The 22800-nt window shown below is 58.0% G+C and carries 26 protein-coding genes; 15 read left to right on the top strand and 11 right to left on the bottom strand.

The window, feature by feature from the left end:
* Positions 1–55 precede the first annotated feature (55 nt).
* Positions 56–1453 carry a NarK family nitrate/nitrite MFS transporter gene (locus tag KW848_RS14315; RefSeq protein ID WP_218537234.1) on the bottom strand — a complete coding sequence of 466 codons (1398 nt, stop codon included), beginning with the start codon at positions 1451–1453 and terminating at the stop codon, positions 56–58.
* Entirely contained in the window at positions 1431–2735 is a 1305-nt protein-coding gene (locus KW848_RS14310; protein WP_218537233.1) for a nitrate/nitrite transporter, read from the bottom strand. The genes KW848_RS14315 and KW848_RS14310 overlap by 23 nt, the downstream gene beginning before the upstream one ends.
* Positions 2736–3040: 305 nt before the next feature.
* Between KW848_RS14310 and KW848_RS14305 the strand changes: the two genes are divergently transcribed.
* The 4 genes from KW848_RS14305 (at position 3041) to KW848_RS14290 (ending at position 6721) form a co-directional block, all read left to right on the top strand.
* Positions 3041–4843, top strand: a complete 1803-nt coding sequence (locus tag KW848_RS14305) for a HAMP domain-containing protein (RefSeq protein ID WP_218537232.1) — start codon at positions 3041–3043, stop codon at positions 4841–4843.
* The gene (narL, locus tag KW848_RS14300) at positions 4840–5487 is read left to right on the top strand and encodes a two-component system response regulator NarL (protein ID WP_218537231.1); all 648 of its coding nucleotides are present in this window, start codon (positions 4840–4842) and stop codon (positions 5485–5487) included. Before KW848_RS14305 ends, narL begins: the two co-directional genes overlap by 4 nt.
* 86 nt (positions 5488–5573) lie before the next feature.
* A complete protein-coding gene (locus KW848_RS14295) occupies positions 5574–6248 on the top strand; it encodes a Crp/Fnr family transcriptional regulator (RefSeq protein WP_218537230.1) in 675 nt (224 codons plus the stop codon).
* Between the two features lie 74 nt (positions 6249–6322).
* On the top strand, positions 6323–6721 hold the full coding sequence (locus KW848_RS14290; protein ID WP_192408287.1) for a putative zinc-binding protein: 399 nt from the start codon (positions 6323–6325) through the stop codon (positions 6719–6721).
* A gap of 413 nt (positions 6722–7134) precedes the next feature.
* Here the strand turns inward: KW848_RS14290 and KW848_RS14285 are convergent, their stop codons facing one another.
* The gene (locus KW848_RS14285; protein ID WP_218537229.1) at positions 7135–7341 is read right to left on the bottom strand and encodes a hypothetical protein; all 207 of its coding nucleotides are present in this window, start codon (positions 7339–7341) and stop codon (positions 7135–7137) included.
* 215 nt (positions 7342–7556) lie between these two features.
* Between KW848_RS14285 and KW848_RS14280 the strand changes: the two genes are divergently transcribed.
* Positions 7557–9134, top strand: coding sequence for a sensor domain-containing diguanylate cyclase (locus KW848_RS14280; protein ID WP_218537228.1), 1578 nt, complete (start codon positions 7557–7559; stop codon positions 9132–9134).
* Between the two features lie 87 nt (positions 9135–9221).
* On the opposite strand, the gene KW848_RS14275 is transcribed toward KW848_RS14280, so the two are convergent.
* On the bottom strand, positions 9222–9596 hold the full coding sequence (locus KW848_RS14275) for a DUF2784 domain-containing protein (protein ID WP_192407804.1): 375 nt from the start codon (positions 9594–9596) through the stop codon (positions 9222–9224).
* Between the two features lie 100 nt (positions 9597–9696).
* Positions 9697–10638: a sensor domain-containing diguanylate cyclase gene (locus KW848_RS14270; protein ID WP_218537227.1), complete on the bottom strand. Its 942-nt coding sequence runs from the start codon at positions 10636–10638 to the stop codon at positions 9697–9699.
* Positions 10639–10828: 190 nt separating this feature from the next.
* Between KW848_RS14270 and KW848_RS14265 the strand changes: the two genes are divergently transcribed.
* The 6 genes from KW848_RS14265 (at position 10829) to KW848_RS14240 (ending at position 14643) form a co-directional block, all read left to right on the top strand.
* Entirely contained in the window at positions 10829–11527 is a 699-nt protein-coding gene (locus tag KW848_RS14265) for an AzlC family ABC transporter permease (RefSeq protein WP_111452156.1), read from the top strand.
* Complete coding sequence (locus KW848_RS14260) at positions 11527–11838, top strand: AzlD domain-containing protein (RefSeq protein WP_165353329.1); 312 nt, start codon at positions 11527–11529, stop codon at positions 11836–11838. The genes KW848_RS14265 and KW848_RS14260 overlap by 1 nt, the downstream gene beginning before the upstream one ends.
* 60 nt (positions 11839–11898) lie before the next feature.
* Positions 11899–12060, top strand: a complete 162-nt coding sequence (locus tag KW848_RS14255; RefSeq protein ID WP_008157331.1) for a hypothetical protein — start codon at positions 11899–11901, stop codon at positions 12058–12060.
* 273 nt (positions 12061–12333) lie between these two features.
* Positions 12334–13281: an ABC transporter substrate-binding protein gene (locus KW848_RS14250; protein ID WP_218537226.1), complete on the top strand. Its 948-nt coding sequence runs from the start codon at positions 12334–12336 to the stop codon at positions 13279–13281.
* Positions 13282–13381: 100 nt separating this feature from the next.
* A complete protein-coding gene (locus KW848_RS14245; RefSeq protein ID WP_218537225.1) occupies positions 13382–14281 on the top strand; it encodes a polysaccharide deacetylase family protein in 900 nt (299 codons plus the stop codon).
* A 119-nt stretch (positions 14282–14400) separates the two neighbouring features.
* On the top strand, positions 14401–14643 hold the full coding sequence (locus KW848_RS14240; RefSeq protein ID WP_111452160.1) for a DUF1652 domain-containing protein: 243 nt from the start codon (positions 14401–14403) through the stop codon (positions 14641–14643).
* Between the two features lie 18 nt (positions 14644–14661).
* On the opposite strand, the gene KW848_RS14235 is transcribed toward KW848_RS14240, so the two are convergent.
* Entirely contained in the window at positions 14662–15546 is an 885-nt protein-coding gene (locus tag KW848_RS14235) for a LysR family transcriptional regulator (protein WP_008154539.1), read from the bottom strand.
* Positions 15547–15673: 127 nt separating this feature from the next.
* On the opposite strand from KW848_RS14235, the gene KW848_RS14230 reads away from it, so the two are divergent.
* The 4 genes from KW848_RS14230 (at position 15674) to KW848_RS14215 (ending at position 19335) form a co-directional block, all read left to right on the top strand.
* Positions 15674–16822, top strand: a complete 1149-nt coding sequence (locus KW848_RS14230) for a muconate cycloisomerase family protein (protein WP_218537224.1) — start codon at positions 15674–15676, stop codon at positions 16820–16822.
* A gap of 10 nt (positions 16823–16832) precedes the next feature.
* Complete coding sequence (catC, locus tag KW848_RS14225) at positions 16833–17123, top strand: muconolactone Delta-isomerase (protein ID WP_046047438.1); 291 nt, start codon at positions 16833–16835, stop codon at positions 17121–17123.
* 55 nt (positions 17124–17178) lie between these two features.
* Positions 17179–18108, top strand: a complete 930-nt coding sequence (gene catA / locus KW848_RS14220; RefSeq protein ID WP_111452163.1) for a catechol 1,2-dioxygenase — start codon at positions 17179–17181, stop codon at positions 18106–18108.
* 267 nt (positions 18109–18375) lie between these two features.
* Positions 18376–19335: an AraC family transcriptional regulator gene (locus tag KW848_RS14215; RefSeq protein ID WP_305729600.1), complete on the top strand. Its 960-nt coding sequence runs from the start codon at positions 18376–18378 to the stop codon at positions 19333–19335.
* 88 nt (positions 19336–19423) lie between these two features.
* Here the strand turns inward: KW848_RS14215 and KW848_RS14210 are convergent, their stop codons facing one another.
* From KW848_RS14210 to KW848_RS14190, 5 genes are all read right to left on the bottom strand, one after another.
* Positions 19424–19810 carry a hypothetical protein gene (locus KW848_RS14210; RefSeq protein WP_218537223.1) on the bottom strand — a complete coding sequence of 129 codons (387 nt, stop codon included), beginning with the start codon at positions 19808–19810 and terminating at the stop codon, positions 19424–19426.
* A gap of 21 nt (positions 19811–19831) precedes the next feature.
* Positions 19832–20239, bottom strand: a complete 408-nt coding sequence (locus tag KW848_RS14205) for a hypothetical protein (protein WP_218537222.1) — start codon at positions 20237–20239, stop codon at positions 19832–19834.
* A 157-nt stretch (positions 20240–20396) separates the two neighbouring features.
* On the bottom strand, positions 20397–20783 hold the full coding sequence (locus KW848_RS14200) for a hypothetical protein (protein WP_218537221.1): 387 nt from the start codon (positions 20781–20783) through the stop codon (positions 20397–20399).
* On the bottom strand, positions 20780–22252 hold the full coding sequence (locus KW848_RS14195) for a hypothetical protein (RefSeq protein WP_218537220.1): 1473 nt from the start codon (positions 22250–22252) through the stop codon (positions 20780–20782). The genes KW848_RS14200 and KW848_RS14195 overlap by 4 nt, the downstream gene beginning before the upstream one ends.
* Entirely contained in the window at positions 22249–22734 is a 486-nt protein-coding gene (locus KW848_RS14190; protein ID WP_192407826.1) for an Hcp family type VI secretion system effector, read from the bottom strand. The genes KW848_RS14195 and KW848_RS14190 overlap by 4 nt, the downstream gene beginning before the upstream one ends.
* Positions 22735–22800: the final 66 nt, after the last annotated feature.

Below are 22800 nucleotides of genomic sequence, written 5' to 3'. Positions count from 1 at the left end.
AGGCTTTGTCGCGGAGTCTGTGCCCCGCCCACGCAATGGTTGGATTCGGGTCGTCTCAGCAGGGTGTCGCGGCGCCTTTGCGCGCGTACCACCACCAGGTCACCACGATGCAGCTCAGGTAAAAGACGACGAACATGTAGAAGGCCATCTCCGGGCCGCCGGTCAGGGCCATCGAAGAGCCGAAGGATTTGGGAATGAAGAACGCACCGAAGGCGCCCATGGCCGAACTGAAGCCCAGGACGGCGGCTGACTCTTTGCCGGCATTTTTCAGCGCTTGTTCACGCACGGCGGGTGGTTTTCCGGCGGAAGCTTTTTCGTGCTGGGTGCGGAAGATCACCGGGATCATGCGGAAGGTGGAGCCGTTGCCGATGCCAGTGGTAATGAACAGCAGCATGAACATGCCGAGGAAGCCGTAGAAGTTGCCGCCCTGGCCGCTTTGCGGCAGAAAGTGCAGAACACCGAAGACCATCACGATCATCAGCACGAAGTTCCACAAGGTCACTTTCGCGCCGCCGAGCTTGTCCGCCAGCCAGCCGCCCAATGGACGCACCAGCGCACCCACCAACGGGCCGAGGAAGGCGAATTTCAAGGCGATGACATCCGGGAACGAGGTTTTGATCAGCAGCGGAAACGCGGCGGAGAAACCGATGAACGAACCGAAAGTCGCCAGGTACAACCAGCACATCAGCCAGTTGTGTTTGCGTTTGAAGATGACGGCCTGCTCGCTGAAAGAAGCGCGGGCACTGGACAGGTCATTCATGCCGAACCAGGCCAGCACCGTCACCAGGACAATAAACGGCACCCAGATGAAGCCGGCGTTCTGCAACCACAATTGACCGCCGTCCGGCAGTGCTTGCGGCGAGCCACCCATGAAACCGAACACACCGAAGGTAATCACCAGCGGCACACAGAACTGCATCACCGAAACGCCCAGGTTACCCAGCCCGGCGTTGAGGCCAAGGGCCGTGCCCTGCTGCGACTTGGGGTAGAAGAAGCTGATGTTGGACATGCTCGAGGCGAAGTTGCCGCCACCAAAACCGCAGAGCAAGGCAATCAACACGAACACGCTGTAGGAGGTGCTAGGGTCCTGCACGGCGAAGCCCATCCAGATCGAGGGCAACAACAGCGATGCGGTGCTCAGGGCCGTCCAGCGACGGCCACCGAAGATCGGCACCATAAAGGAATAGAAGACGCGCAAGGTCGCCCCGGACAGGCCTGGCAACGCCGCCAGCCAGAACAGCTGGTCGGTGGTGAAGGTGAAACCGATGGCGTTCAGACGCACGATCACCGTGCTCCAGACCATCCACACCGCAAAGGCCAGCAGCAGCGCAGGAATGGAAATCCACAAGTTGCGCGTGGCGGTCTGTTTGCCGCTACTTCCCCAGAATGCGGGGTCCTCGGGGCGCCAGTCATGAATGACCGGGCCTTTGTCAGGCTTTTGCAGAACGGACATGTTCTTCTCCTAGGGCAATGCTGGAAATCGGGGACGGGGTCAGCCGCGGCGCTTTACCCAGCACCGTGCTTTTGCGTATTTCGCTGAAGTACATCCAGGTGAGGGAGACCCAGACCACGCCGTACATCAACATGAAGCAGGAAGAGCGCACGCCGGTGAGGTCCACCAGGGCGCCGAACAGGATCGGCAGCACGAAACCGCCCAGGCCACCGGCGAGGCCGACGATGCCGGACACCGCGCCCATGTTTTTCGGGTAGTCGTTGGCGATGTATTTGAAGACCGAGGCCTTGCCGAATGCGAAGGCGATGCCCATGACGAACAGCAGCACGGTGAACAAAGCGGGGTTGAGGCCGATGTGGAAATCCACCGGGCCGTCGATCGTTTGCACTTGCAGTTGAGTCTGGGGATACGAAAGCAGGAACAGGCAGATCCAGCTGACCCACAACACCCACCAGGTCACGCTTTGCGCACCCCAGCGATCCGACATCCAGCCGCCGACCGCACGCAGCACGCCACCGGGCAGGGAAAAACAGGCCGCCAGCAGCGCCGCGCTTTGCAGGCTGAAGCCGTATTCCTGCACGTAGTACTTGGTCATCCACAGTGCGAGGGCGACATAACCACCGAAGACGATCGAGTAGTACTGGCAGTAGCGCCACACCGCCGGGTCTTTCAGCGAGCTCAATTGCTCACGCAAGGTGGCGCCGGTGGCACTGCGGTGGTCCTTGTTTTCAGCGCTGAGGAACCAGAACAACAGCGCCGTAATAAAGAGGATCGCGCTGAAGACTTTCGGCACCAGCTGCCAGCTGCCGGCAGCGATCAGTGCCGGGGCGAGAAACTTGGTGACCGCGGCCCCGGCGTTACCGGCGCCGAAGATGCCCATCGCAAAGCCCTGATTCTCTTTGTCGAACCATTTGGCGACGTAGGCAATCCCGACCGAGAACGAGCCGCCGGCCAGGCCGACGAACAAGCCCAGCACCAGGAACTGCCAGTAGGCGGTGGCGTGACTGATCAGGTACAGCGGCGTCACGCAGGCCAGCATCAACAGGAAGAACACGCTACGCCCGCCAAAGCGGTCGGTCAGCAGGCCCAGCGGCAACCGCACCAGCGAACCGGTCAGGACCGGGGTCGCGGCCAGCAGGCCGAACTGGGTTTCGTTGAGCTGGAGAAGGTCCTTGATCGGCACCCCGAGCACGGCAAACATCATCCAGACCATGAAACAGACAGTGAAGGCCAATGTGCTCATGCCCAGCACCAGGCCTTGTCGTACACGGGGTTGGTTCACAAATGCTCTCCAGTCAGTTAGCCATGGCGGCAGACTAGAGAGGCCAACCCCGCAAAAACTTGATCCATGTCAACGAAGCCCAAGGGGGCATAGGCCTATGCTTGCGCGGTCTACCTCTAAGGAGGTAGTACAGGAAAACCCTGAAACCGTTGGTTTATCAGCGTCTTGAGGTTTTCTGCCAAGGTTTTTGCTGACAAGGATCAGTCGACAACTCTTTAGAGGTAGCGCGCCCGGGATCGGCGGCAAAACCCCTTCCTGGAGCTCCACGTGTTCTGTTTTGCTGATTTCTTCCGGGACCTGCGCTGATGATCCGCTGGTTGCGCAGCTCCCTGCCCGCTCGCGCCGGGCTGGCGGTGATCCTGATCGCCGTACTCGCCCTCGCCAGTTCGTTGAGCGCCGGGTTGATCGCCTGGTTCAGCCAGGGCGATGCGGCCGCCATCAACACCGCAGGCTCGGTGCGCATGGAGACCTACCACCTGAGCTGGAAACTGGCGGCGGGTGCAACGCCCTCAGAAATCATCGCCATCAGCGACAGCCTGCAAACCCGTCTCACCAGCCAGTCACTCAAAGCGGTGCTGGAAGATGGCCCGAGCACTGCGCTGCAAATCAGCTACGGACAAATACAGCAGCAATGGAACGAGGATTTGCGCCCGGCACTGGAGCGCGGCGATGCCGCCTATTTTCAGGTCCAGGCCCTGCCCTTCATTGAACAACTGAACCAGTTCGTCAACCTGTTGCAACGCCAAAGCGAACAGAAGCAAGGCTGGCAACAGGTGATTCAGGGTCTGGCCTTGTTCACCACCCTGTTCGTCCTGCTGATTGGGCTCTACGAATTGCAGTACGGGGTCGTCATGCCCTTGAAAGAGTTGGTGGATGCGACCCAGCGCTTTCGTCGCGGCGATTTCAAGGTGCGGGTCAATCATCAGTCCCAGGACGAACTGGGCCAGTTGGCCACGAGTTTCAACGCCATGGCCGAGACGATCGAAGACTCCCATCGCACCCTTGAGAGTCAGGTTCAGCAAAAAACCCTGAACCTGCAACAAGCCAATGCCGCCCTCGAGTTGCTGTACCAAAGCAGTCGAAGCCTGGCCACACGCCTGGCCAATGCCGAAGGCCTGGATGAGTTGATCCGGCGCTTCCAGCAACGCCTGCCCGGCTTGCGTCTTTCGCTGTGCCTGCAAGGACAAATGCAGGCACCGGCCCAGCAGTTGCTCGCCCTGCATGGCGCGAACATCCGCGAAGTCTGCGCCAGCAGCGATTGCGCCACGTGCCAGAAGCACCATAAAGCCAGTCCACAAACCTTCAGCATCAGCAATCAGGGCAGCGAACTGGGTGAACTCAAGGCGCACTTCGTCGACGGGCACCCGACGCAAGCCTGGGAAACCCAACTGATCCAGGCCCTGGCCAACCTGATCGGCACCTCGCTGTCGCTCAAACGCCAACGGGAGCAGGATCATCGCCTGCTGCTGCTTGACGAACGCACGATCATTGCCCGCGAGCTGCACGACTCACTGGCCCAGGCCTTGTCCTATATGAAACTGCAAGTCAGCCGCCTGCAGACTTTGATGCGCCGTGGCGAACCGGTGGAAACCCTGGAAAACGTCACCGCAGAACTGCGCGAAGGGTTGAATAATGCCTACCGCCAGTTACGCGAATTGCTGACCACCTTTCGCTTGCAGATCCACGATGCGGGACTGGTGCAGGAACTCAAGGACACCGCCGAGGAATTCTCCCGTCGCGGCGAATTCCAGGTGCACCTGCACGTCGACGCGCTGGCCTTTCAGTTATCGGCCAGCGAGCAAATCCACATTTTGCAGATCACCCGCGAGGCGCTCTCCAACTGCCTGCGCCATGCCCACGCGCAGAACGCCTGGCTGCAACTGCGTCAGGCCGGTGAAACCGTCAGGCTCATCGTCGAAGACGACGGGCGTGGCTTCAGCGGCAACATCGACCAACGCGAACACCACGGCCTGAAAATCATGGATGAGCGCGCCCGCAGCTTGAGCGGTCAACTCGAAATAGTCTCCAGGGAGCCGCAAGGCACCCGCGTCCAACTGGAATTCCAACCGGAGTTTCTCGGGCAGAAAACAGAAGGTAGCGTCACATGAACCCGTCCCTGCAACACACCATCCTGCTGGTCGACGACCACCCGATGATGCGTCACGGCATCCGCCAGATGCTCGAACTCGAAGATGATTTCCTGATCGTCGGCGAAGCCAATAACGGTGAAGAAGCACTCGCTCTGATCGAGCCGCTGCAACCGGACCTGGTGTTGCTCGACAACAACATGCCGCTGATGAATGGCATTGAAACCCTGCGCCAATTACGCGCGATGCACTACACCGGCAAGGTGCTGCTGTTTACGGTCTCGGACGCCGAAGACGATATTCGCGACGCACTGCGTCTGGATGCCGACGGCTATCTGCTCAAGGACATGGAGCCCGAGCTGTTGATTCAGTACATCCGCAATGCCTTGAACGGCGAATTGGTGATCAGCCCCGGTCTGACCCAGGTCATGGCCCAGGCACTGCGCTCACCGCAGCGCCAGACGGAGGTGGAACTGACCGAGCGTGAACGCCAGGTGCTGAAAACCATCGCCAGCGGTTTCAGCAACAAGGTCATCGGGCACAAGCTGGGCATCACCGAAGGCACGGTCAAGGTTCACGTGAAAAACCTGCTGCACAAACTCGGCTTGCGCTCGCGGGTCGAGGCGGCGGTGTGGGCCATGGAGCATCTGCGCAATGCCGGATGACGGGCATGCCTCTTTGGAGGTAGGCCGGCAGAGGCATAGGTCATCGGGCCGGCGCTCTCTACTATGAGCGTCAGCGGAGGTACGCCATGCTGACCCACCCTTCCATCGTTTTATCGTTGCGTCGTCACCATCTGTTCAGCCAGTTACCGGAGAAAATCTTCGAGGAAGTCTGCGGCCTGGCGATGCTCAAGCGCCTGGCCTGTCACAGCACACTCATGCACCAAGGCGATCCGGCCAAGCGTTTTTTCCTGCTGGTCAGCGGCCAGATCAAGTTGTACCGGCTGACCGGCGAAGGTCAGGAAAACCTGGTGGAGATCATCCAGCCGGGCCAAACCTTTGCCGAAGCCTTGCTGTTCAGCCAGGCCCGTCTCTACCCGGTGAGCGCCACGGCGCTGAAGGACAGCGTGCTGGTGAGTATCGAGGGCAGCCATTACCGCAACGCCCTGGAGGACCAGCCGAAAGTCTGCCTGGCGATCCTCGCGAGCATGAGCGTCCACTTGCACCTGCGTCTGCGGGACATCGACACCTTGACCATGGCCAGTGCGAGCCGGCGGGTGATCAATTTTCTGTTCCAGGAACGCAACCCGGTCAGCGGTCTGATTGTGTTGCAGGTGTCCAAACGCCTGGTGGCCTCGAAGCTGGGTATCCAGCCGGAAACCTTTTCGCGGATCTTGCACCGCCTGGTGGACAGCGGCCTGATCGCGATGGAGCGGCGCAACATCAGCATCCTCGCCGAAGAGGATCTCGCGGCCTTCCAATAGACGGAATTGACCGCAGTCAATGCGCAATGCCACCAGCCTTGCACACTGAAGAAGTCCACCCATGGAGAGCGCTCATGTCCCATTCAACCTTGCCCCTGATTTACTCCTGCTCAGGCTGCTCCAACGTCGCCCAACTGGCCAACACCCTGGCCGTGCGACTGGATCGCAGCGGCCTGGCGGAAATGTCCTGCATCGTCGGGGTCGGCGGGCATGTGGCGGCGCTAGTCAACAAGGCACGCTCGGGGCGGCGGATTTTTGCGCTGGATGGGTGTCCGTTGCAATGTGTTGAAAATTGCCTGAAGCAGCATGATCTGCATGCGGATGTGCATTTGATTCTTAGCCATTATGGGTTGCGTAAGCGTTATGGCGAGGATTGCACTGAGGCAGAGAGTGATGAGTTGTTTGAACAGATCAGGCAGTTGATTGCCAGTGATGCTCGGCAGCATGAAAGCCGGCAGGAAACGATGGCCTGAAGGCCAACGAAAATCAAAACTGTGGGAGCGGGCTTGCTCGCGAAAGCGCACTGACCGCTGACCTATGATTTTGGTCGGAGTACATATCCATTGTTGCGGTAACGGCGGCTTAGGGTTCCGCCCTTACGGCGGGTCACTTGGAAAAGCCCCAAGTAACCAAGGACTCTTGCCCCTGTCGTTCGGTGCCTCGCTGTGGCTCGGCATGCCCTCGCTCCGGTCCTGCTCCGTGGGCCCGCCGCCATCGGCCATCCATGGCCGGGGGCGGCTAACCCGGCATCCATGCCGGGTTGCCCACTGCGCAGAACCTCCACTCGGCCTCTCGAGGGGGCGTACACCTCAAGATCAAAAGCTGAAGGCGAGCTAACGCTCGGCCTGATGAGTGGTGAGAAGCAAAAGCTGTACGCCGATCTGCTTTATGTGGGAGCGGGCTTGCTCGCGAAGCTGTTGATCTTGCCGTTGCCGTTGCCGTTGCCGTTGCCGTTGCCGTTGCCGTTGCTTTGGCTTTTGATTTTGATCTGCTGCCCCTTTCCCGGAGCAATGCCTTCGTTACGGCATGCCGAGCCTAGGCGAGGCACCGAATGGAGGGGCAAAGCGTTTTTCTTCCTTTTGGGCGTCTGCAAAAGGGAGTCGCTAATGAAATGGCTACCCCCAACACCCCCAAGTGAACAGCATTACGCCGTTTGTCGAGACAATCGTGCGAATACTTCTCGCGTAGATCAACCTATCCGGTGTTTGATGAGGCATAGTCGCCTCCACCAGGCGGCTCGTACCCGTCAGGGGTCATAAAAAGGGCGAACGGGAAGATTCGCCCTGTGATCAATATTCAGGGAGCGTCATGGGTCATCCGTCCGTTAACAACCAAATCGAACAATCCCGCCATGGCGTGTCTTGGGTCGCCGAGCAAACCGGGGTCACACTCAAGGTTCGTTCTGCGGTGATTCTGCTGGTCGCGGTGTGCCTGTCCATGACGGCTATCGTGATTTGGGAAGCCTGGAACTCGCGCCAGTACCATCTGCACGACAAAGAAGTGGCGATGGCCAACCTGGCTCAGACGCTGGCCTCGCAAGCGCAGGCGTCGATCAAGCAAGCCGATACGTTGCTGTTGACCCTGGTGGATCGTCTCGAAAACGACGGCATCGATCCGTCCCGGGTACCCCGGCTGGAGCGGTTGCTCAAGACCCAGCGCAGTGAGTTGAGCCAGCTCCATGGCTTGTTTATCTTTGACGAAGAAGGGCGCTGGGTTGCCAATTCCAACGGCGCCGTGGTGCCCGATGCCAACAACTCCGATCGTGAATATTTCATCTTCCATCGCGATCATCCCGACCGCGGTCCCCACATCGGCCCTTCGATCAAGAGCCGTTCGAGCGGTGAATGGATCATGACGGTGTCCCGTCGCGTCAATCATCCGGATGGCCGGTTTGCCGGTGTGGCGTTGGCAACGATTTATCTCAACCATTTCCTCGGGCTCTACGACAGCATCGACATGGGCCATAACGGCGTGATCAACCTGATCGCCGACGACGCCACCATCGTCGTTCGCCGGCCGTTCAAAGAAACTGAAATCGGCACCAGCGTCGCCAAGGGGCCGCTGTTTACGCAACTGTTGCCCAAGGGCGATTCAGGCACGGCAACGGTCCCGTCCTATGTGGATGGGGTCGAGCGGGTGGTCGGTTTTCGCAGGGTCGACGGTTATCCGCTGATCATCTTTGCGGCGCTGAATAAAGATGAAGTCCTGGCCGCCTGGCGTAAGGAGGTACTGCTGAGTGCCGGGATCGTCGCGTTGTTCCTGGGGTTTCTGGGCGTCCTCGGTTATCGCCTCATTCGCCTCATGAAGCAGCAAAATCACGTGCAGGGCGTATTGCTGGATGCGCAGGAAAAACTCATCGAGGTCAACCGCAGTCTTGAGTTGCTGGCGCTGGAGGACGCACTGACCGGGCTGTCCAACCGGCGTCAGTTCGATCTGTTCATCCTCGCCGAAATGGGCCGCGCCAGGCGCAACCAGACCCACCTCGCGCTACTGATGATCGATGTCGATCACTTCAAAAGCTTCAATGATCTTTACGGCCATGTGGCCGGCGATGAGTGTTTACGCAACATCAGCACGATCATCAGGGACAACATCAAGCGCCCCGGCGACCTGGCTGCCCGCTATGGCGGCGAAGAGTTTGCGGTGGTACTGCCGGGGACCGACTACGTGGGAGCGTTTCTGGTGGCGGAAAAAATCCGTCGCGCGGTTCAGCTGGCCGGCATCCGGCACAGTGAAGGGGCTGAAGGCACGGTGACGGTCAGCCTGGGGGTCGCCGCTTACAATCCGGCGTCACAAGCCCAGCCCAACGACCTGGTGGGCGCCGCCGACAAGGCGCTCTACGTGGCCAAGGCCAGTGGCCGGAACATGAGCGTCATTGCCAATTGAATTCAAACAAGGCTGCCAACTGCCCGGATGGCTTCCAGCCAGGTGAGACCTTTAATCGATAACATGGGCGCAATCCTTGAATCGGGTTCAGGTGGCCCGACGTAACCTCCACAGCCTGATCAATCTAAAGTAGACCAGCACGTTGATCGCCAGCACCACGCTGCCCAGTCCCAGCTGAATTGCCGGTGTCAGGCCTGCCGGGTAAATGACCGGCCACACGTAATGTTCGATGAAACCGCCGCTGTAACCGGTTTGCCCGGCCGCGTCGCGCATGAGGTTTTCCCACTGTGTCAGCGGGCAGTTCAGGTGGAAGACTTCCACCGACACGCCCCACACAGCCGCAGGCAGGTGCCACCAGATCAGGGGGCGCCATTTGAGCACCAGCAGCCCGCCGAACAGCACGAACAGAATGAACAACAGGTGGAACAGGACCAGCCCGTCGGCGGCGATTCGGTAAAGCATGTCGACTCCCTGACGCGTTATGCGAATGGCTCCATGGTACTCGGGCGGGCCGCTGGTGCTCTATCGATTGCTGCTGTTCGGCGCTGCGACACGCCTTTCGTCAATCGCGAAAATCAGCGAGCTCCGCACGCATCCTGCCGTTGTGCTTGGCCTTGTAGAGCAACTTGTCCACCTGTTCGACGAATTCCAGCGCCGTCGCGTGCAGCGATGCCGTGGTGGTGCCGACACCCAGGCTCAGGCTCAGCCGCTTCGATACCGCAGAAAACTCGTGGGGGATGTGCTGCTGGCGAACCAGGTGCAGGCATTTATTTGCCACCAGCCTTGCGGATTCGGCGTCGGTTTCCGGCAGCAGCCAGACGAACTCTTCACCGCCGATCCGCGCGATGAAATCCCGTGGCCGGTTGGCCGCCAGGGACAAGGTCTGAGCGACACGCCGCAAGCATTCATCACCCTTGATGTGCCCGTAGTGGTCGTTGAACTGTTTGAAGTAATCAATATCCAGGATCAGCAGCGACAACGGTGATCCTGTGCGTTGAGCGTTGCTCCATTCCCGTTCCAGTACGGTGTCGAACATGCGCCGGTTGGCGATGCCGGTCAGTCCGTCCTGGAACGAATACTCTTCGAGTTGCTTTTGCAGGCGACTCAAGTGTTCTTCGGTTTTCTTGCGCTCACTGATGTCGAACATGAAACCCACCAGCGCTTCCACTTCACCGTCCTTGCGCACCACGTGCACCACATCGCGGATCCACACGTAGTCGCCGTCGCGGGTCAGCGCTCGATAGTCCGCCTCGTGATCCACACCCGCCCGCGATTGCGAGACGCAGAACTCCACCACGTAGTCGCGATCATCCGGGTGCATGCGCTCGACCCAGTCATTGACCCCCACCCAACTGTCCTGCTTCCAGCCCAGCAAGCGCTCGATCTGCGGACCGATGTAGCTGAAGGTCATGGTCTTCCAGTCGATCCGCCATGGGATTGCTTTGGTCGACTCAAGCAGGGTTTTGTAGACGTCGCTGTCGCTGTCGCTTTCGATTGCGCTCATGAGGGGGGCCGGATCTCAAAGATGAAAAAACTGCGCCATCATGTTGCTACTACTGTAGTGAATCAAGCGTGCAGCCGATGAGTGGAACAAGTTCGCGGAACAAATTCGCGGCACAAGTGCGCAAGATTGTTCAAGCCAGCGACCATGACTGCTGGCACAGTCTGAGGTCTTTCCCTGGTTGTAGAGCGTTATGTCCAATTCACTCATGCCGCGCAATGCCTTTCTTCGCGGCGCTGTGGCGATCATGCCGTTGTCCCTGGCGACCGCGCCCTGGGGACTTCTGGCCGGTTCCATGGCCATCGAGGCCAATCTCACGCCCCTGCAAGGCCAGGGGTTGTCGAGCATCGTATTCGCCGGAGCCGCGCAACTGGTGGCGATCGGCATGCTCAAGGGCGGTGCGGGGATCTTTTCGATTCTGCTGACCACGCTGCTGCTGACCTCCCAGCATTTGCTCTACGGGATGAGCATGCGTTCGGTGATTTCGCCATTGCCGGGGCGCTGGCGTGTGGGGCTCGGTTTTTTGCTCACCGACGAGCTGTTCGCCCTGACCAGTGCGCATGACAAACAACAGTTCAACCGCTGGTACGCGCTGGGTGTCGGCCTGACGTTCTACATCGCCTGGAACCTCTTCACCCTGGCCGGCATCGTGCTGGGCAGCAGCATTCCGGGGCTGGAACATCTGGGACTGGACTTCTCCATCGCGGCGACCTTTATCGCCCTGATCACCCCGGTGGTGCGAAACGTGCCGACCGTGGTGTGCGTGGCGGTGTCGTTGTTCTGCTCGGTGCTGTTCAGCTACTGGCAATGGGGCTCGGCGCTGGTGCTGTCGGGGTTGGCGGGCATGACCGCAGGCTTTATCTGCAACAAATTCTACGGTGGACGCACATGATGGTCTGGGCGGTGATTTTCGGCATGGGGCTATTGGTATTCCTCAACCGCTATGTGTTTCTGGAGCCGCGGCTGCCCGTGCGCTTGAGCAGCAATGCGCGGCAGTTCCTGGGGTTTGCGGTGCCGGGCATGCTGACGGCGATCTGTGGGCCGATCGTGTTCATGCCGGATAAACAGCTGAATCTGCAGTGGGACAATCCGTACCTGATCAGTTCGCTGGTGGCGGTGGGGCTGGTGCTTTACACCCGTAATACGTTGCTCAGCATGTTGTTGAGCATGGGGTTCTTCTTTTTGCTGCGTTGGTGGCTCTAAGTCGTTTCCGTCGAAATTGTTCTACGCTTAAAGAGGACCCCTACAGGAAGAGAGGTGAGCATGGCTAATGATCCAAAGCGTCCGTATCCGGATGAAGATGTGGATGACGAACCCACGGAAGAAGAGATTGAGCGGCAACGGCGTTCGACGCCGGACTGGAAGCACCCCGACGACGGTAAAGAGCTGTCAGATCGCGACCAGGAACGTCCGCTGAAACCTTGACCGCGCTGCACATACAAAAAAGCCCCGCGCTATCAATGTGGGGCTTTTTCATTGGGCGATTATTAAATCAGATCGCATTCCAACGAATGTGTGTAATACCCAATTGCTGCGCTTTGATGCGCGCAGCTCTGTTCAGGAGGAAACAGTCTGTTCAGTCCCTGTTACCAGGCAAACACTGTTCGCTGCGGGTCATGAGCTTATGCATTAATCGAATTTAAAAAGCTTCTTGTAAGAGCGTTATGGTCTATCGCAATAACCCTCAAGGAGCCTCCGATGAACCTGTCCCGATTCGTGCGTAGTCTGCTGACCAGCGCACTGTTCGCCGCCCCATTGGCGTACGCCGCCGAGCCCGTTGTTTTGCATGTCGGTGATCAGAACTACTACAACGTTCGCGCTTCGGTGGAGGCATCGGGCGTGCTGAAAGACGCGCCGTATACCGTCGACTGGAAGCACTTTCAGGCCGCCGCGCCGCTGGCTGAAGCGCTGAATACCGGTGCGCTGGATCTGGGTTTTCTCGGCGATTCGGGGTTTCTGTTCCTCGCCGCCAAACAGGCGCCGGTGAAACTGATCGGTGTGTCGCGACAGAACCCCGACACCATCGCCTTGCTGGTGCCCAAGGATTCGCCGGTCAAAACCATCGCCGATCTGAAGGGTAAGAAAGTCGCTTACTGGCCCGGTGCCTGGAGCCAGCAACTGACCCTGCGCGCCCTGGAAAAAGCCGACCTGCCGGAAGACTATGTCGACCTCATCAAACTGATGCCGATCGATGCTGCCGCCGCGTTGCCTCAGGGCAGCATCGACGCTTTCCCGGTCTGGGAACCTTACATCTCCCAGCAGATTCTGTTCTCCGGCGCCAGGCCGATCCTCACCGCCAAGAACCTGATGCCCGGCCTGAGCGCCATCGCCGCCTCGACGCCGTCGATCGACAGCAAACGCGAAGCCATTGCCGACTTTCTGGTGCGACTGAAAAAGGCCCGGGCCTGGGTCGACAACCACACCGACGAGTACGCCGATCTCTGGGCGAAGAAAGCCAACCTTGACCAGAACGTTTCGCGCCATTGGTTGCGCCAGGCTCACATGACCGTTGGCCCGGTGGATGCGCTGGCAGCAAAGGATCTGCAAAGCACCGCGGACTTCCTGTTCAAGGTAAAAGCGCTACCGGCTGCGTTGGCGACTGCGCCAATTATCGACAGCTCGTTTCAGCAGGCGTTTGCCCAGTAACCCACGATGCCGGGCAGCACTGGAACCAAACCCTGTGTACCCTGATCCAACCTCGGCCCGCAGCGACCTGCGGGGCCGACGAAGGATAAATGGGCAAAACATGAAACGGCTGGTCAAGGTTCTCTCTGCACTCATCATCGCCACAGGGCTGGTGGGGTGCATCGCTTCACCCATCGAAATGACGCCGCAGACCGAACAGCGTCTGAGCGCGCAACCACCGATCCGTTTTCTGCTGACCTTCGACGACGGTCCCAGCGCCTCGAGTTTCTGGAATCCGACGATGACGGTGCTCGACAGTCTGACGACGAACCCGGTGCAGCCGAACCTCAAAGCGGTGTTCTTCGTGCAGACCCGTGCCTCACGGGCGGGCGGCAGTGAAATAGGGCGCCAGGTCATGCATCGCGAACAGGCCGAAGGTCAGATCCTGGGCTTCCACACGGCCACGCCCGGGCACACCAATCATCGATCCCTGGATCCGCAAGAACTGGAACAGTCCCTCACCAACGGCAGCGCCGACATCGCTGCGATCACTGGTGCGCCACCGACCCTGGTGCGCCCGCCATTCTGGAACTACGACAAGCGCACCTTCGCGGCCTATCAGCAACACGGCCTGCATGTGCTGCTGACCGACTTGAGCGCCAATGACGGCAAGATCTGGGGCTTCAACGCCAGCCCCCGGCGGCGGGCCCACTTCTTGCGCACAATGTCCGAAGTGCGTGAGCGCATCGCCCGTGGCGAGTTACCGGTGGTGGACGGGGTGATTCCGGTGGTGGTGACGTTCCACGATCTCAATCGCTATACCGCCCGGCATACGCGGGAGTACCTTCAAATCCTCCTCGACAGCGCACAGGCGACCGGTGTGAAAACCGCGGAAAAGCCGTTTTACGACGACACGGCAGCGCTGCAACGGGCCGCCATGGCGCGTACTGTTCGCGACAGTTCGCAGCCGGTTGAGTTACCGGGGCTCTGGAATTGGATCTGGGGTGCGGATTCTCACTGAAAGGTCGCCAAAGTGAGAAACAGCTAACACTTATTTTGAGCATTGGCGGGCGCAGGATGGGAAAAGCCCATCTATGCTGAGCAAGTTGGATCCGATTACCAGCCACGGAGGCGCCAGTCATGGTTTCAGTTCCTGAGCTTTGCCGCATTGTCGAGTCCGGTTTTCAACCGCTTTCCTGCGCCTGCACAGTGAATCCCGACGGAACGTTACGGATCAAAGTCTACGAACCCGCCACCGGGCGCATTGTTCTGTTGATTACCGGTGTATCACCCGAACGGCTGACCAGCATTCGCGCTATCGCCAATCTGATTGGCGAGTTGCGCATCGAGATGCGCGCCGGTCGCCGGGCCTTTGCCGGCTGAAGCAGGTCGCATTGCGGATCAGGCCCGCGGTTGCAGTTCATCAATCATCTGCAAACAATGATTCAACCCCGGCGATACGTCGCCCACGCGTCTGCTGAGAATGATCGGCGAGGTCGCGTTGTCTTCCAGCAACGGCGTGAAACCAATGTCGTCGCGGTGCAGCAACTGCACCGAGGCCGGCACCAGGGTGACGCCGATTCCCGCTCCCACCAGACCGATGGCTGTTTGCAGCTCGTTGGTCCATTGCGCCACATGGATGCTCACGCCATAGGACTCGAACAACGCGATCACATGGTCGGCGTAGCTCGGGCGCGGGTTGCCGGGGTACAGCACGAAGGGTTCTTTTGCCAATTCGCGAAGGCTGATCGGCCCGGCCAGTAATGGGTGACCGGCGGGCAGGGCGGCGACCAGTCGGTCTTCGGTCAATACAGTCTGGATGATCGCCGGGTCGTCGATGCGAATTCGGCCGAAACCGATATCGATGCGCCCGGCCTTGAGCGCCTGCACTTGTTGCAGCGTGGTCATTTCCGAGAGCCCCAGTTCAAGCTCCAGGGGCTCGCCGCTGCGCAAACGGCGAATCAGTTCCGGCAGCACGCCGTAGAGCGTCGACGGGGCAAAACCGATGCCCAGCCAGGTCTTTTCGCCCAGACCGATCCGTCGCGTGTTGTCGCACACCTTGCTCAATTGCTCGAGCAGGGCGGTGGAGTGCTCATGGAAAAACCGCCCGGCATCGGTCAGCTTCAGCGGCCGCCCGCGTTCCAGCAACAACACCCCGAGTTCATCCTCCAGTTGCTGCATCTGCCGGCTCAGTGGCGGCTGGGCGATGTGCAGCAGTTCGGCGGCACGGGTGAAATTGAGGGTTTGAGCCAACACCTGAAAATACCGCAGGTGACGCAGTTCCATGGGGCCTCCAGTCGCAAATCGGTTGCATACCTTAAAGGTATCAAGTCAGACCAATTCTATATTGGCTTCCCGAAAAAAGCCGTACCAGAATCGGTTCCAGAACTTTAAGAACCTGACAGGTATCGACATGCTTGCAACAGCCATTGAATCGATCGAGACGATCATCGTCGATCTGCCGACCATCCGCCCGCACAAGCTGGCGATGCACACCATGCAGAACCAGACCCTGGTGATCATTCGCGTGCGCTGTGCCGACGGCATTGAAGGTATTGGCGAATCCACCACCATCGGTGGCCTGGCCTACGGCAACGAAAGCCCTGACAGCATCAAGACCAACATCGACAAACACTTCGCGCCGCTGCTGCTGGGCCAGGACAGCGCCAACGTGAATGCCGCGATGTTGCGCCTGGAGCGCAGCATCCGGGGCAACACGTTCGCTAAATCAGGTATCGAAACCGCTTTGCTCGACGCTCAGGGCAAACGCCTTGGGCTGCCGGTCAGCGAGTTGCTGGGCGGCCGCGTTCGCGATGCCCTGCCAGTGGCGTGGACCCTGGCCAGTGGCGACACCGGCAAGGACATCGCCGAAGCGGAAAAAATGCTCGACCTGCGCCGCCATCGGATCTTCAAACTGAAAATCGGTGCCGGCGAAGTCAACCGCGACCTGGCTCACGTCATTGCAATCAAGAAAGCCTTGGGCGACCGCGCCAGTGTGCGGGTCGATGTCAATCAGGCCTGGGATGAAGCGGTCGCGCTGCGCGCCTGTCGGATCCTGGGAACCAACGGCATCGACCTGATCGAACAGCCGATCTCGCGCAACAACCGCTCCGGCATGGCGCGCCTGAATGCCATGAGCCCGGCGCCAATCATGGCCGACGAATCCATCGAGTGCGTGGAAGACGCCTTCAACCTGGCTCGTGAAGGTGCAGCCTCGGTGTTCGCCCTGAAAATCGCCAAGAACGGCGGCCCGCGCGCCGTGTTGCGAACCGCTGCGATTGCCGAAGCGGCCGGTATCGGCCTGTATGGCGGCACCATGCTCGAAGGTGGCATCGGCACCCTGGCCTCGGCCCATGCGTTTGTCACGCTGAATAAGCTGGCGTGGGATACCGAGTTGTTCGGTCCATTGCTGCTGACTGAAGACATTCTCAGCGAGCCGCTGGTCTATCGCGATTTTGAGCTGCACGTGCCGAAAACACCGGGGCTGGGCCTGAACCTCGATGAAGAACGTCTGGCGTTCTTCCGTCGTGACAAAACGTCCACTGCCATTCATCAAGCCTGAGGAGAGCATTATGCTGTTCCACGTAAAAATGACCGTGAACCTGCCGGTCGATATGAATCCCGAAGCAGCCGCGAAGCTGAAGGCTGACGAAAAAGCCCTGGCCCAGCGCCTGCAAGAGCAAGGCAAGTGGCGTCACCTGTGGCGCATCGCCGGGCACTATGCCAATTACAGCGTTTTCGACGTCGACAGCGTGCAGGAACTGCACGACTTACTCATGCAATTACCGCTGTTTCCATACATGGCGATCGAGGTCGATGCGATGTGCCGGCATCCTTCTTCCATTCGCGAAGATGACCGCTGAACCCAGCCTGTTCAGTTCGCTACGCTAATAATTACAAGATGAGGAACCCACCAAAATGAACGTCAAGATTTCCCACACTGCCAGCGTCCAGAAGTTTCTCGAAGAGGCCAGCGGCCTGCACAACGACGCCGGCGACCCGCGGGTCAAGGCCCTGGTTTACCGCATCCTGCGCGATTCGGTGAACATCATCGAAGACCTGGCCGTGACCCCGGAAGAGTTCTGGAAAGCCGTCAACTACCTCAACGTGCTGGGTGCGCGTCAAGAGGCCGGGTTGGTGGTGGCCGGGCTCGGTCTCGAACATTATCTCGACCTGTTGATGGACGCTGAAGATGAACAGGCAGGCAAGGCTGGCGGCACACCGCGGACCATCGAAGGCCCGCTGTACGTGGCGGGTGCGCCGCTGTCGGAAGGCGAAGCGCGACTGGATGACGGCATCGATCCGGGTGTGGTGCTGTTCATGCAGGGCCAGGTCAAGAACACCGCCGGCGAACCGTTGGCCGGTGCGGTGGTGGATGTCTGGCACGCCAACACCGGCGGCACTTACTCCTACTTCGATACCGCTCAATCGGAGTTCAACCTGCGTCGCCGTATCGTCACCGATGCCGAGGGTCGTTATCGCTTTCGCAGCATCGTGCCGTCGGGCTATGGCTGCCCGCCGGACGGTCCGACCCAGCAACTGCTCGATCAACTGGGCCGTCATGGTCAACGGCCGGCGCACATTCACTTCTTCATTTCCGCGCCGGATCATCGTCACCTGACCACCCAGATCAACCTCGATGGCGATCAATACCTGCACGACGATTTCGCCTATGCCACCCGTGACGAGTTGATTGCCAAAATCACCTTCAGCGACGATCCACAGCGCGCAGCGGCGCACGGTGTCAGCGGTCGTTTTGCCGAAATCGACTTCGATTTCACCTTGCAGACTTCCGCGCAACCCGACGAGCAGCAACGCCACGAGCGGGTCCGCGCGCTCGAGGACTGACAGAGTGATGTGATCGAACCCGACCTTGTGGGAGCGGCTGTGGCGAGGGGATTTATCCCCGCTGGACTGCGAAGCAGGCCCAAGATTTTGGGGCGGCTGCGCCACCCAACGGGGCGGTGCGACGTTTCGCTAAATCCCCTCGCCACAGCCCGCTCCCACACGGGTTTCGGTTAACCGGCTGGCAGCACGTCGGCCTACTGACACACCGTTGCGCACACTGTTCTAGAATGCCCCGACGCAACCTATAACAACAATGAGAGTGACCCGATGATGCAAGCGCAACTGTTGAGTCAGCGCAGCACCGTATTCGACCACGCCGACCCTTACGCGGTGTCGGGGTACGTCAATCAGCATGTCGGTAACCATTGCATTCTGATGCCCCGGGCCGGGCGACCGTTGGCCAGCCTCAATCACCGCAAGTTTGCCAGCCTCGACCTGTGCCGCATCAGTTACGGCGGCAGCGTGCGCGTCACTTCCGGTGCGCTGGAAAGCATCTATCACCTGCAAGTGCTGCTGCGCGGCAACTGCCTGTGGCGCGGCCATGGCCAGGAACACTACTTCGCACCCGGCGAGTTGCTGCTGATCAATCCCGATGATCCGGTGGACCTGACGTATTCCGACGATTGCGAAAAATTCATCCTCAAAGTCCCCACCCAGTTGCTGGAATCCGTATGCGATGAACAGCGCTGGCGGTATCCGGGGCAGGGCGTGCGGTTTCTGGAAAACCGATATCAACTCAATGAACTGGAAGGCTTTGTCGCTCTGCTGGCGATGATTTGCCAGGAGGCCGAGGCCACCGAACAGATTCCCAAGGTGCAGGAGCACTACGCGCAGATCATCGTCAGCAAGATGCTCAGCCTGATGAAGACCAACGTCAGCCGGATCAGTCTCGGCTCACAGACGGCCACGTTCGAGGTGATTGCCGACTACATCGCGGGCCACCTCAAACAGGACATCGACAGCGAAGAACTGGCGCGTCAGGCGCGGATGAGTCTGCGGTCGCTGTATGGATTGTTCGAACGCAACGCCGGCACCACACCGAAAAACTACATCCGGCAAAAACGCCTTGAGCGCATCAACGCCTGCCTGAGTGACCCGACGTGCAACGTGCGTAATGTCACGGAAGTGGCGATGGATTATGGATTTCTGCATTTGGGACGGTTTTCCGATAACTACCGTAAGCAGTTTGGGGAGTTGCCGTCGGATACGCTGAAGCGGCGGGATTGAGATGCAGGGAGGCTTCACGGGCCTCTCGAAGTTAGCCCATCCACCGGTTATCCAAACTGATTTGCCTGCAAAAGGGATAAAGATTTTTTCAGACTAGTTCAAGCTCAGCGGCTGCGACAAGGCCAAACATTACGAGTAAAAATCCCCAGCCGGTCCACTGTAAAACAATCAGCTTTCGCCTTAAGACAGCAGGGAAGTTCTTCAAGTCCTCCGCGCTGGCACCTCCATCGCGTAGGTAAAGGCGAGGTGTAGTCATTACTCCCATTATGGCGCCCAGTAAAAACATATTCCCCCAAGGTCCGCCGTTCCTGAGCGGTGCTCGAATCATAACTGCGGGGCAATTTTGCAGGTGATTTAGCATCACATCCATTTTTGTATAGGCAAGGTGGAGTGATATGCCGATTATTATGAATATGCCCACAAAGTCAATTAAACCGACACAAAGAAATATTTTGTCAGCGGTGCTTATGCTCATTTAATGATCTCGTGGATTTTTTTATCTACAAAATAGACTCGCCGAACAATAGAGCAGTCCGGAGTTTCCAATCAGTACAAGTAAAACTAGTGCTGCGAGAAGCCCCAGTGCGCTCCAGTGCATAATTATTAACTTACGTTTTAGTACGCGAGGGAAGGCTTGCAAGTCTTCTGGGCTTAGTTCGCCCCTTTTGAGATAGAATCCGGGGAACGTGATAATTCCTGAAATTCCTCCTACAAGCATCAAGTTCCCCCACGGACCACCGTGCCTGAGCGGAGTACGAACCGTGATGGCTGAGCAGTTTTTCAAATGATCCAGGATAAAATCCATTTTTGTGTATGCCACATGTAGCATTACGACGATCCAAATAAACATCGCGATAATCACCACCCCGGATGAATAACCGATAACTATTTCAATGCTGTCCATTTGTATTCTCATATATTAATTCGCCTAATGCTTCTCCCCTATCCCCCCCTAAAAACCCACCTGCAAAAGAACCTGCCCCGACTACTATCAGGCCGCATGCGAGAGTGGCCGTTCCTCCAGTCGGGATTGCTAAGCCCGCGCAGACCCAATCGTATGTTCAAGCAAGGTCGAATATAGCTATGATCGCGAATCCCGACATTACTAATAAAAGGCCCCATACGCTCCACTGCAAAATGGCCAGTTTACGCCTCAAGCTAGTCGGAGTGTTTTTCAAGTCTTCTAAACTTAACTCTCCTCTTTTTAGATAAAAGTTGGGGAAGGTTACAATTCCAGAAATACCTCCTATGAGCATTAAATTTCCCCATGGGCCACCGTGTCTGAGAGGTGCTCGGACCATGATCGCCTTACAGTTTTTATAAAGATCTAGCATCATATCCATCTTTGTGTAGGCCATGTGTAATGCGACGCCTATCCAAACTAATGCAGCTGCAAAATAGATTAGTCCGATGCAGGCAATTAATAAATCAACGGTCTCGGCGCTCATTTAGTGATCTCATAAATTTTCTCTCCAATTAACTCTCCCCCTTTGCCTCCACCGACGCCTCCGACAATAGAACCGACACCGACTACCACTAGACCGCATACAAGAGCAGCTGTCCCGCCAGTCGGTACGGAAAGTGCTGCGCAGACCCAACCTATAGTCGAGCCGGTAATTGCTGCTGAAGCCATGGCTCCGCCTGCCACTCCGCCGGAAAAACCACCAGCTTCGGTAAATTTCACCTTCTTACATGCCTCTGCATTCCCTTCCGCACAAACTCCCTGAACCTTGATAACTGACGCTCCACCACCCACCGCAGTACCAATCCAACCGCCATACTTGACATACTTCGCCGCTTTAGAAACGCCTTCAATATGCGTGGCATAACCAGGAATCTGTCCAACAGCCCCGGCTTTTCTCCAGCGATGAACAAGACTTTTAGTCGATATACCCAATACGGCATTCAGATTGGGATGATCCGGAAAACCAATGCTCTTTTTTGTCAGTTTGGTGAGTTGGGTATTCAACTGAGCCAGCAGGCGTTTGCGTTCCGCATAAAACTCGGCGGAGTTGAGGTGGCCATTGGCTTGAAAAGTTCGTGTATGCAAACTCTCGATGTCACGCAGAATGACCTTCACGTCGTCCAGGTTCTTCGCGAACATGGACAGTCCGAAGCTGGCACCGACTGAACCCTTGGAAAGAAAGAAGGCTATTTCGTCATAGTGACGCGCCATGAAATCGGCTTCCTCTGAACTGAGAGGCTCCAGGGCTTTATTTACATTACCCGCCGCTTGCATCAACTGCGCTTCTTCGAAGGTACATAGATGATTGTTCGGATCGCTGAGAACAATCATCGTCCCGGCTTTCACCTGATCCAGATTCGGATTCAGGGCCTTGAATTTGGCGATGACGGCGGGGGAGGCTGAAGTGAAAAGCTGAGCTTCCAGTTTGTCAGCGGTCGTGCTCCTGGGGACGACGTAGAACCCTGGTTCTTCTTGTGGGACGGCCGCAGGCCATTGCTCTTGAGGAAAAAACTTCAAGTCCGAGACTGGATGTGGCGAGGAGGTTGCCCTCAATGCGTCGGGCGAATTCGCGGTCGTCGACTCGAGGCTTTGAGCATGGACAAAGCGCAATAAGCGTTCCGGGTCAGGTTTTAATGAAGGCTGTGTGAGCGTTGAGTTCGGGATTCTTTTAACCCGTTCATTGATCGCGCCCTGAGCTTTTCGCCTAACGGCTTGCGATTGGCTAAGCAGGTCTCGTTGTTCTTGCACAAGCGCCTGCAAGCCTTGCTCCGGCGTTTTGTTGCCCTGCGCAACATCGTCCGCAACGCGTTTTGCATAGAAGGCGACTTCCCGATTGAACCGCTCACGCAACATACCTTGCGCAAGATGACGAGTAGCAAGAGTGCGAGCTTGCCCCACCAGTTTGCCCGCGGCACTGTTGACGTCCCAATACTCATGACGATTCGGACTCATCCTTCATCGCCCCACGAACTGTAACCCGCGGTTTTTGCCAGGTGGTGGGTCCAGGTAATGTCGCGGTAACGAATAGCCACCTGTTCCTGAGGCTCGGCGTCGTTTTGAAAAATGGCATGAGGCATTTCAAGCGTCAGGTCGGCAATAACTCCGCCATTGATCGACACGGTATAAAACTTTTCCTGCATGCCAAAAGCCGACACGCGATAGAAACTGATCGTGCAGTTGATTTCTTCTCTGTTTGAAAGCGCTTGAGCAAGCAGCGGTGATGATTTATCGACGGCCTTTGTGATGATGATCGGGCTATGCGTCGACTTTTTGATGTTCCCGATATTAGTGATGTTGTGGCTGTAGGACAGCACCATGATTTCATCGGTGTGCGCTACCTGATACTTGTTGCCGATAGAGTCTTGGGTTGAGCAACCCGCTGAAATCAATCCTTGGGCTTTTCCGTTTAGGGTCATGTAACCGTGATTAGCCATAGAAACCACTCCTTGTAGTCAGGCGGGCAGTCTATGGCAGAAGTTGTAAGCAGTTATGTAGTCCGA

Source organism: Pseudomonas sp. PDM25, from assembly GCF_019219045.1.
GTDB lineage: Bacteria > Pseudomonadota > Gammaproteobacteria > Pseudomonadales > Pseudomonadaceae > Aquipseudomonas.
Note: the sequence above shows the minus strand (reverse complement) of the source record. Positions and strands in the feature narration are given on the sequence as shown.

Excerpts from the sequence above, each read along its gene's own strand:
- KW848_RS14315 (WP_218537234.1), bottom strand. The coding sequence starts at position 1,453 with ATGTCCGTTCTGCAAAAGCCTGACAAAGGCCCGGTCATTCATGACTGG.
- KW848_RS14305 (WP_218537232.1), top strand. The coding sequence starts at position 3,041 with ATGATCCGCTGGTTGCGCAGCTCCCTGCCCGCTCGCGCCGGGCTGGCG.
- narL (WP_218537231.1), top strand. The coding sequence starts at position 4,840 with ATGAACCCGTCCCTGCAACACACCATCCTGCTGGTCGACGACCACCCG.
- KW848_RS14295 (WP_218537230.1), top strand. The coding sequence starts at position 5,574 with ATGCTGACCCACCCTTCCATCGTTTTATCGTTGCGTCGTCACCATCTG.
- KW848_RS14290 (WP_192408287.1), top strand. The coding sequence starts at position 6,323 with ATGTCCCATTCAACCTTGCCCCTGATTTACTCCTGCTCAGGCTGCTCC.
- KW848_RS14280 (WP_218537228.1), top strand. The coding sequence starts at position 7,557 with ATGGGTCATCCGTCCGTTAACAACCAAATCGAACAATCCCGCCATGGC.
- KW848_RS14275 (WP_192407804.1), bottom strand. The coding sequence starts at position 9,596 with ATGCTTTACCGAATCGCCGCCGACGGGCTGGTCCTGTTCCACCTGTTG.
- KW848_RS14270 (WP_218537227.1), bottom strand. The coding sequence starts at position 10,638 with ATGAGCGCAATCGAAAGCGACAGCGACAGCGACGTCTACAAAACCCTG.
- KW848_RS14265 (WP_111452156.1), top strand. The coding sequence starts at position 10,829 with ATGTCCAATTCACTCATGCCGCGCAATGCCTTTCTTCGCGGCGCTGTG.
- KW848_RS14260 (WP_165353329.1), top strand. The coding sequence starts at position 11,527 with ATGGTCTGGGCGGTGATTTTCGGCATGGGGCTATTGGTATTCCTCAAC.
- KW848_RS14255 (WP_008157331.1), top strand. The coding sequence starts at position 11,899 with ATGGCTAATGATCCAAAGCGTCCGTATCCGGATGAAGATGTGGATGAC.
- KW848_RS14250 (WP_218537226.1), top strand. The coding sequence starts at position 12,334 with ATGAACCTGTCCCGATTCGTGCGTAGTCTGCTGACCAGCGCACTGTTC.
- KW848_RS14245 (WP_218537225.1), top strand. The coding sequence starts at position 13,382 with ATGAAACGGCTGGTCAAGGTTCTCTCTGCACTCATCATCGCCACAGGG.
- KW848_RS14240 (WP_111452160.1), top strand. The coding sequence starts at position 14,401 with ATGGTTTCAGTTCCTGAGCTTTGCCGCATTGTCGAGTCCGGTTTTCAA.
- KW848_RS14235 (WP_008154539.1), bottom strand. The coding sequence starts at position 15,546 with ATGGAACTGCGTCACCTGCGGTATTTTCAGGTGTTGGCTCAAACCCTC.
- KW848_RS14230 (WP_218537224.1), top strand. The coding sequence starts at position 15,674 with ATGCTTGCAACAGCCATTGAATCGATCGAGACGATCATCGTCGATCTG.
- catC (WP_046047438.1), top strand. The coding sequence starts at position 16,833 with ATGCTGTTCCACGTAAAAATGACCGTGAACCTGCCGGTCGATATGAAT.
- catA (WP_111452163.1), top strand. The coding sequence starts at position 17,179 with ATGAACGTCAAGATTTCCCACACTGCCAGCGTCCAGAAGTTTCTCGAA.
- KW848_RS14215 (WP_305729600.1), top strand. The coding sequence starts at position 18,376 with ATGATGCAAGCGCAACTGTTGAGTCAGCGCAGCACCGTATTCGACCAC.
- KW848_RS14210 (WP_218537223.1), bottom strand. The coding sequence starts at position 19,810 with ATGAGCATAAGCACCGCTGACAAAATATTTCTTTGTGTCGGTTTAATT.
- KW848_RS14205 (WP_218537222.1), bottom strand. The coding sequence starts at position 20,239 with ATGGACAGCATTGAAATAGTTATCGGTTATTCATCCGGGGTGGTGATT.
- KW848_RS14200 (WP_218537221.1), bottom strand. The coding sequence starts at position 20,783 with ATGAGCGCCGAGACCGTTGATTTATTAATTGCCTGCATCGGACTAATC.
- KW848_RS14195 (WP_218537220.1), bottom strand. The coding sequence starts at position 22,252 with ATGAGTCCGAATCGTCATGAGTATTGGGACGTCAACAGTGCCGCGGGC.
- KW848_RS14190 (WP_192407826.1), bottom strand. The coding sequence starts at position 22,734 with ATGGCTAATCACGGTTACATGACCCTAAACGGAAAAGCCCAAGGATTG.